This window comes from Pseudoxanthomonas sp. LARHCG66 (assembly GCF_052871755.1).
The window spans coordinates 89,500-95,997 of the sequence record NZ_JBIXJW010000008.1; the positions used below are offsets into that span (position 1 = coordinate 89,500).

Genomic DNA, 6,498 nt, shown 5'->3' on the forward strand with positions numbered 1-6,498 from the left:
TCCCCCACGATGGACCGCACCGCCATGCCCACCCTGCTGATCGCCGACGACCACCCGCTGTTCCGCGAAGCGCTGCGTGGCGCCGTGCAGCGCGTGATGCCGGGCGTGAAGCTGCATGAAGCCGACAGCGTCGATGCGCTCTACGTGCTCGTCGATGCGCACCCGGATGCCGACCTGCTGCTGATGGACCTCAACATGCCCGGCGCGCACGGCTTCAATGCGCTGGTGCATCTGCGCGCGCTGCATCCGCAGCTGCCCGTGGTCATCGTGTCGGCACGCGAGGAGCCGGCGGTGATGCGGCGCGCGCTGGACCACGGCGCGCTCGGCTTCATTCCCAAGTCCGCCGATTCGGACACCATCGGCCAGGCCATCGGTGCCGTGCTCGATGGCGAGCGCTGGGTGCCGGATGAAGCGCACAACGCACCGGCCACCAGTCGGGACGAGCAGGAAACCGCACAGCGCCTGCGCGACCTTACCCCGCAACAGTTCAAAGTGCTGCAGATGCTCGGCGCCGGCCGCCTCAACAAGCAGATCGCCTACGACCTGGGCGTGTCCGAAGCCACCATCAAGGCGCACGTCACCGCCATCCTGCGCAAGCTGCACGTCACCAACCGCACCCAGGCCGTGCTCGCGGCCGGTCGCCTGGCGGTGGACCCGGACGGCATCGTGTTGCCGCCGGAAGAAGCGGAGTAGGGCGCACGACGCGTGCGCGCGAGTTATTGGCGAGGCGCCACCGACACGCCGAGCAGGCGCATCGCCGGTCCCGTGAGCAGCGCACCGATGATCGCGCATGGCGTGCCCCACATCAGTACCGCCACGTAGATCATCGACGCACCGCCACCCTGGTACGGCCGTACGCAATCGGTGTAGTACGCCAGCACCAGCCACGGTGCGAACAACAGGCACGCCCCCACCGCCCGCAGCGGATTGACCGTCAGCAGCGAGACCAGCGCGGGCAGCAACGGCACCAGCACGAACATGCCCACCACCTGTAGGAACGTCGGCAACGTGTGCCTGTAACAACCAACGCTGTTGAACGCCTGCAGCGCAATGACCAGTGCGATGGCGGTCATGCCGGTGGTCAGGGCCTGCCTGCGGGAAATCAGCATGGAGTGCACCGGTTTGCGAGGGCGTGCCGAAGATACCGTGAAGCGCTAGCGAAAGCATGCGTAGGCACGAGGGCAACGTCTGACGAGTCCAGGAACCGCCAGTCGACGTCCTCCAGCACGATGCTTGCGCAGCAAGCAATGGCCTCCGCGATGTCCGCGAAACCATCCGGCTCCCCTTGTCGGATGTTGAGGCGAGGATCATCGCGCCTGGCGCCGTGACGCGCTGGATCAGGCCTGCCGTGGACCCCCAAGGCCCTGTATGAGTGCAGGGTGAGGCCACGCTCCCGCCTGGGCGCGTGAAGGACGTGGTCCACCGTGCGGCCGGTCGATGGCCCAATTCACGTATCGCTAGTGTGCTGACACGGAGAGGGACCTTGACGAGCTTTGATTCCAACCAGCCCGTACGGCTTGGCATTGTCGGGTGCGGGGCGATCACGCGCGAGGCGCATCTGCCCGTGATCATCGGGGACCGTCGGGTCGAGGTGACCGTGCTTTGCGACCGCGACCGCGGCAACGCCACGCATGCGGCGCGCGCCAGCGGTGTCGAGGCGGAGATCACCACCGAGCTCGCCGGGCTTGCCGGCAAGGTCGACGCCGCCATCGTGGCCGTCCCGCCGCGCTTCCACGCACCCGTCGCGATCCAGCTGATGGAAATGGGGATCGACGTCCTGTGCGAGAAGCCGCTGGCGATCACGGTCGCCGACGGCCGGAAAATGGTGGAGGCGGCGCGCAGGACCGAGCGGGTGCTTGCCGTCGCCCTCATGATGCGGTTCTTCCCGCACAACCGGTGGCTCGCGGACCTGGTGGAGGAAGGGGAGATCGGTGAAGTCCGCGAGGTGATCGTCGAAGACGGCGCGCCGCTCGATTGGCCGATGGCGAGCAACAGTTACTTCGATCGCAACGCGACCGGCGGGGGCGTACTGTTCGATACCGGCGTGCACCTGCTCGACCGGGTGCTCTGGCTGTTCGGCGACCTTACCGGGATCGCTTACGAGGACGATGCATTCGGTGGCTTCGAAAGCAACGCGAAGCTGACCGGCGTCCTGCAGATCGGCGGACGACCGGTGCCCGCGCGGCTGGAATTCAGCTGGTCGCACCGCCTGCGCCGCAGCATCCGGGTAGTGGGCGAGCGCGGCACGCTCGAGGCTTCGACCTCGGATCCCCGCACCCTGACCCTCCACCGGACCGCGCGGCGTGGTCCGATGGAGATGCAGATCCTGTGCGCCAAGCGATGGGATGGACGCAGCCACTACCGCGCGCAGCTCGACGACTTCATCGGCGCAGTCCGCGAGCGGCGCGCACCGTTCGTGACCGGGGAGTCGGCGCTGCACGCGCTCGCCGTCATCGAGACGGCGTATGCGAGGCGCACATCCATGGCGCAACCCTGGCTGGCACGCATGGAGTCCTCGGCATGATGCCCACCAAGATCCTCGTCACCGGCGCCACCGGGTTCATCGGTTCACGCCTGTGCGAACTCCTGTCGCTCGAGTACCGGCTCCCGTACCGTGCGCTGGTCCGCGACTTCTCGCGCGCCGTGCGGATCGCCCGGCTGGATACCGAGCTGGTCGCGGGCGACATGCTCGATGCCGCCAGCCTTGCGCGGGCGGTGGAAGGATGCGACGCCGTCGTCAACCTTGCCCACGGCGACGACGAGAGCGCCAGGACGCAGGCCACGCAGCTGATCGAGGCCTGCACGCGTGCCGGTGTCCGTCGTTTCGTCCACATCAGCTCGATGGCCGTGCATGGCCCGTCGCCCAAGCTGGACGTGCTCACCGAGGCCACCGCGCCCATCCAGCGATGGAACGAGGCGTACTCCGATGCCAAAGCGGCGTCCGAGGCCGTGGTGGTGGCGGCCGGCAAAAGAGGCGCGCTGGAGACCGTCGTGCTCCGTCCCACCATCGTCTACGGGCCCTACAGCTTCTTCGTCACGCCGATCGTCCAGGATGCGCGCGCGGGCCGGATCAGCCTGATCGATGGCGGCCGGGGCATCTGCAACGCGGTGTACGTCGACGATGTCTGCGAGGCGATCATGGCGGCGCTCGAGCGCGACGACGCGGTCGGCGCGGCGTTCCTGATCAACGGTGATACCCGCATGACCTGGGGGGACTTCATCACCACGTTCGCCGGCATGGTCGAGGGAGAGAAGACCCTCCATGACCACTCGCTCGATGAGATCGCCCGCTACTGGCAGGCGAAGCGCCCGCGCGCGCGCGACAGCGTCACCGCCGCGATCCGCCTCGCCGCCTCGCCGGCTTTCCACGCCCAGCTCGGCACCATCCCGCCCGTCGGCAAGCTGATCCGCGGCACCAAGGAAATGGTCGCCCGCCGGATCACCGCCGAGCAGAAGATGATGATCAAGTCCCGGCTGCAGCGCCGCAGCACCGCAACACCGGCCGACGATGTGCCGGCACTGCGGATGCCCAGCGAGGGTCGTGTCGTGCGCGAAGCGTACCGGTCATGGGTATCTAACGAACTGGCCAGAACCCGGCTCGGTTGGACGCCCACCCACTCGTTCGAACTCGGCGCCCGGCGCACGGGCGAGTGGATGCGCTTCGCGCGGATCGTTTGATCAGGGGATAGCTGGGCTGCCGGCTACTGCGGTGATGGTGGGTATCGACTTCCTGTTCGACGCTAGGTTCACTGCTGCGTGCAATGAGACCTGCCGTGGAGCAAGGGCCGAACCATAGTAAAACTCCATCTCGTCGGCGCGGTTGGCGTGCCGGGAGCGCGGCTTACCGACGAGCGCAGCTGAGGCGCCAGGATCAATGCCGAAGGCTACGCTTCCAACTTGAGTGAAGGGACAGGTTTTTACGGCGCCTGACACCTGAATCAAACCGCGCCGCGAAGCGGCGTCGGTTTGAATGAATTGTTAGGCCGCTCGCACGAGTGCTGCGGTTACCTTGCGAACTATAGGCAGTACCAACAGCAATACCGGAAATGCGATCAGCCACGAAACACCCCAGGCGGCAAGCCATTTGGACGCGAATTGAGGCGACATGCCAATGCCTTTGAACGTGCTGACCAAGGACACGATACAGGTCATTAGGATAGACAGCAGCAGGGGCATGACCAGCGAGCCGTAGCGCGCGGGGAGTTTGGGAATGCCAAAGAGGACGGTGGATTTGTTTGAAGCGTTCATGAGTGATCTCCTGGATCCGGTCAAGCAAAGGCGCCCTTTACCCGTGAACGGGTAAACAGCCCCGGCAATGCCGGAGATGATGGGCGCGTTGGTTGACGTGAACGCTTACGGCCGACCGCGAGAACCGCGATGGCGGAGGAAATGTTAGGAGTGGCGGCGCGTCTTGGCAAGAGCGGCCTAGCACCTGAATTAAGCCGACCCGCCATGGATAGGCACCGAAGCCGATGTTACCCAGAACGACCCGAAGTTAGCGAACCTGATGCGGGTTCGGCTTGAATGAATTGTTAGGCGCCATCTGGATAACTCAAATCGGTTGCGTCATTACAGGCATCTCCCACTTAATTACCCATTCGCCGTCAAACTTTTGGAATAGAGCTTGCGTACTAGTCTCGTCACCGTCAGGGCAGCGCATCCTAAAGGTGACGTAGACATTATCACTATCGCCTTCACCGGTTTCGGTCGAGAGCAAATCACAGCCAGGATGCCGAGATCGAAACTCTTGCTCTATCTGTTGATCGTCAGGCCCGGCACAGCCCACCATAAGAAGTGATGCTACTAGCAGCAGCGGCAATTTCTTCATGGCACCTAACACCCGAATCAAGCCGACCCGCGAAGCGGTTTCGGCTTGAATGAACTGTTAGACATCAGCCCGTGACCTTGCCCTTGGCCCAGTTGACGAGCTTTTTGACGTCTACACCAAGTCCAGCGAAGTTTGGCTCAAGAATGAGAGCATCAACTAGAGCGCCGTGCTCGCCTTTGCGTAGCTCGTGCGCGATGGTGAAGTCCTTGATGCTCTTGCGCTCCTTGATGTCATTGAATAGTTTCTCGAGAAGAACGACAACATCTCCTGGGCTTTTGCAGATATCTCGAATCTTAAGAAAGATCAAAGAGTCGCTGATCTCATGTGGTGGTTCCGCATTGTTTGAGTCAATGAAATACTTGGGATGGATTGTTGTTATGAGCAGAGCCGGAAGCACGGTGTTGGGGCCTTGACCGTTAATCTTTACCCAAGAGAGAACCTCGGAGCCGAAGTGGCTGTCTGGCAAGCCTTTGACCATAACGGCATCGTTTGCAGCGCAGATTGCCGCAATCCGTTCGCTGTTGGCTCTCAGGGTGTTGGATATCGGCTCATCCCAGTTGTAGTAGTCCAAGACATACAAGTAGTACGAGCGCGACTCGGACAACGGGAGCTCGGAGACGGAATTTACATAAAGCCCCATGGATCTCTCCCTGATGTCTAACACCTTGAGTTAAGCCGACCCGCGAAGCGGGTTCGGCTTGAACGAATTGTTAGAGCGCGCCGAAGAAATCTGTCAGCTCTTTGTCCGTGTGTGGTGTTTCCCACTTGGACATCCAGCAGAAGGATACTCCTGCACGCTCCGCGGTACGCTTGAACTGCTCCAGCTCTTCCTGGCTGGGAGTGTAATGCTCAGGGATAAAGTGCATCAATGCGGTCGGCCTACGCAGTGAGAAGCCAGGCGCCAGCTCGCGAACCATCTCCTTCAGCAGGAGGCGAATGCGCGAGAAGTCCTCGACCGGCCCTCTGCGGTTATCCAGAGCATGACAGTCTCGACGGATGGACCTTTCCCCGCCTAGTACGCGGGCCATCAGGTGGTCGGGATAGACCTGTATGTAGATGATTGGGCGATCCCAGAACCCCATAGCGCTCTAACACCGGAATTAAGCCGACCCGCGAAGCGGGTTCGGCTTGAATGAATTGTTAGCGCTTGCTCGTGAGGCGAGAAGAAATCCGGCACCCGCTGCGACTGCTCCAACAACTCCGCTGCGAACCGCGCCTCCAATTGCTTGAACGAAAAGTGGCGGCTCCCCGGGCATTGGAATGGGATGCCACGAGATTGGAAACATGGCCAGGGAGGCTGTGGCAACCGCGAGGAACCCAGTCGCAAATGGCCGGCTCTTGCAGAGATAGCCGGCAGCCAGCCCGGGCAAAACTGTATGTAGCAGCTGCAGCCATGGCATGGTAATTCTTACGGCGCCGTCGCTAGGTAGAATCCTCGCGATAGCGTCTGAATAGAGCCATCCGATTGCCGCCCACAGTCCAGCATGGAGTAACGCGCCGACAAGGATTGGAGCTAGTGTGGAGCTGAATTTTGACATGAGCGCTAACGCCTGAAATAAGCCGCGCCGCGAAGCGGCGTCGGCTTGATTGAATTGTTAGGCCTTGGCTGCACTAGCGGAACGCCATTACAAGTATGGCTGTTGTGGCAGTGAGAACTACTGGCCCGACGA

At 62.5% G+C, this 6,498-nt stretch carries 8 protein-coding genes; 3 read left to right on the plus strand and 5 right to left on the minus strand.

Annotated features, from left to right (window positions below):
- The first annotated feature begins 24 nt into the window (after positions 1-24).
- On the plus strand, positions 25-693 hold the full coding sequence (locus ACIPRS_RS17985) for a response regulator transcription factor (protein WP_192203304.1): 669 nt from the start codon (positions 25-27) through the stop codon (positions 691-693).
- 23 nt (positions 694-716) lie between these two features.
- Here the strand turns inward: ACIPRS_RS17985 and ACIPRS_RS17990 are convergent, their stop codons facing one another.
- On the minus strand, positions 717-1,109 hold the full coding sequence (locus ACIPRS_RS17990; protein ID WP_446539532.1) for a Na+:solute symporter: 393 nt from the start codon (positions 1,107-1,109) through the stop codon (positions 717-719).
- A 296-nt stretch (positions 1,110-1,405) separates the two neighbouring features.
- Between ACIPRS_RS17990 and ACIPRS_RS17995 the strand changes: the two genes are divergently transcribed.
- Entirely contained in the window at positions 1,406-2,524 is a 1,119-nt protein-coding gene (locus ACIPRS_RS17995; protein WP_446539533.1) for a Gfo/Idh/MocA family protein, read from the plus strand.
- On the plus strand, positions 2,521-3,678 hold the full coding sequence (locus tag ACIPRS_RS18000) for an NAD-dependent epimerase/dehydratase family protein (protein WP_446539534.1): 1,158 nt from the start codon (positions 2,521-2,523) through the stop codon (positions 3,676-3,678). The genes ACIPRS_RS17995 and ACIPRS_RS18000 overlap by 4 nt, the downstream gene beginning before the upstream one ends.
- A gap of 300 nt (positions 3,679-3,978) precedes the next feature.
- Here the strand turns inward: ACIPRS_RS18000 and ACIPRS_RS18005 are convergent, their stop codons facing one another.
- The 4 genes from ACIPRS_RS18005 to ACIPRS_RS18020 form a co-directional block, all read right to left on the minus strand.
- Positions 3,979-4,248, minus strand: coding sequence for a DUF2798 domain-containing protein (locus tag ACIPRS_RS18005; protein WP_446539535.1), 270 nt, complete (start codon positions 4,246-4,248; stop codon positions 3,979-3,981).
- A gap of 304 nt (positions 4,249-4,552) precedes the next feature.
- Positions 4,553-4,828, minus strand: a complete 276-nt coding sequence (locus ACIPRS_RS18010; protein ID WP_446539536.1) for a hypothetical protein — start codon at positions 4,826-4,828, stop codon at positions 4,553-4,555.
- Positions 4,829-4,892: 64 nt separating this feature from the next.
- The gene (locus ACIPRS_RS18015; protein ID WP_446539537.1) at positions 4,893-5,468 is read right to left on the minus strand and encodes a hypothetical protein; all 576 of its coding nucleotides are present in this window, start codon (positions 5,466-5,468) and stop codon (positions 4,893-4,895) included.
- 70 nt (positions 5,469-5,538) lie between these two features.
- Positions 5,539-5,910 (minus strand): hypothetical protein, encoded by a 372-nt coding sequence (locus tag ACIPRS_RS18020; protein WP_446539538.1) that lies wholly within the window; start codon positions 5,908-5,910, stop codon positions 5,539-5,541.
- Positions 5,911-6,498: the final 588 nt, after the last annotated feature.

What these genes read in the sequence shown, in the direction of transcription:
- ACIPRS_RS17985 (WP_192203304.1), top strand. Translation starts at nt 25, where the DNA reads ATGCCCACCCTGCTGATCGCCGACGACCACCCGCTGTTCCGCGAAGCG.
- ACIPRS_RS18015 (WP_446539537.1), bottom strand. Translation starts at nt 5,468, where the DNA reads ATGGGGCTTTATGTAAATTCCGTCTCCGAGCTCCCGTTGTCCGAGTCG.
- ACIPRS_RS18000 (WP_446539534.1), top strand. Translation starts at nt 2,521, where the DNA reads ATGATGCCCACCAAGATCCTCGTCACCGGCGCCACCGGGTTCATCGGT.
- ACIPRS_RS18010 (WP_446539536.1), bottom strand. Translation starts at nt 4,828, where the DNA reads ATGAAGAAATTGCCGCTGCTGCTAGTAGCATCACTTCTTATGGTGGGC.
- ACIPRS_RS18020 (WP_446539538.1), bottom strand. Translation starts at nt 5,910, where the DNA reads ATGGGGTTCTGGGATCGCCCAATCATCTACATACAGGTCTATCCCGAC.
- ACIPRS_RS18005 (WP_446539535.1), bottom strand. Translation starts at nt 4,248, where the DNA reads ATGAACGCTTCAAACAAATCCACCGTCCTCTTTGGCATTCCCAAACTC.
- ACIPRS_RS17990 (WP_446539532.1), bottom strand. Translation starts at nt 1,109, where the DNA reads ATGCTGATTTCCCGCAGGCAGGCCCTGACCACCGGCATGACCGCCATC.